The organism is Rhizobium sp. 01T444, assembly GCF_056398305.1.
In genome coordinates this window covers 1-575 of sequence record NZ_JBFTPD010000314.1, presented here as the reverse complement: position 1 = coordinate 575, position 575 = coordinate 1, and the positions used below count along the sequence as shown (strand labels likewise).

At 64.2% G+C, this 575-nt stretch carries 1 protein-coding gene; it reads right to left on the bottom strand.

The window, feature by feature from the left end; translation table 11 throughout:
* On the bottom strand, positions 1–535 hold a 535-nt coding region (locus AC1DTN_RS38660), incomplete at its 3' end, for an FUSC family protein (RefSeq protein WP_477925504.1).
* Between the last annotated feature and the right edge of the window lie 40 nt (positions 536–575).

Genomic DNA, 575 nt, shown 5'->3' with positions numbered 1-575 from the left:
GCAGTCCCAGCGCAGTCCCCATGATGCGATGGAAGTGTCGCGTCCATGCCGCGCGAAGCGACGCGCCCTGAATGATGGCGAGACAGCTTACCGGCACCCAGTATGGCCGGTCCAACTGCAGCGCATGTGCCGTCAACAGTGACAATCCCACGAAGCTGCCGATCAGCACCGAGTCCACAACCACGAAGTCGAAGCTCGGCTCGACGCGCGGGCTGGGCGCGGGCACACCGTGGCGGCTTACGACCCGCAGGCTGTAAAGGAACGCAATGCCCACTGCGAGCACCGTGCCGAGCGCGAGAGCGCCGACCTGCAGCACTGCTGCCCGCCCTTGAACGGGAGTGTATGCGGCCATCGCCGCGGCCATGACGAAGAAAAGGCTGCCAGGCGGAGGCGCCAAGTAAAAGCTGCACACCATCGTGACGAGCGTGGTGATGAGTGCGAGCAACGGCACGACCAGATTGGGGTAGAAATGCCCGAGCATGCCCAGTGAATGGCTCGCGATCATCCCGAACGCGCACGCCATCAGCCATGCCATGCGGTGCGCCAGTCTCGTGGCGGGGAGATGAAGGAAGACA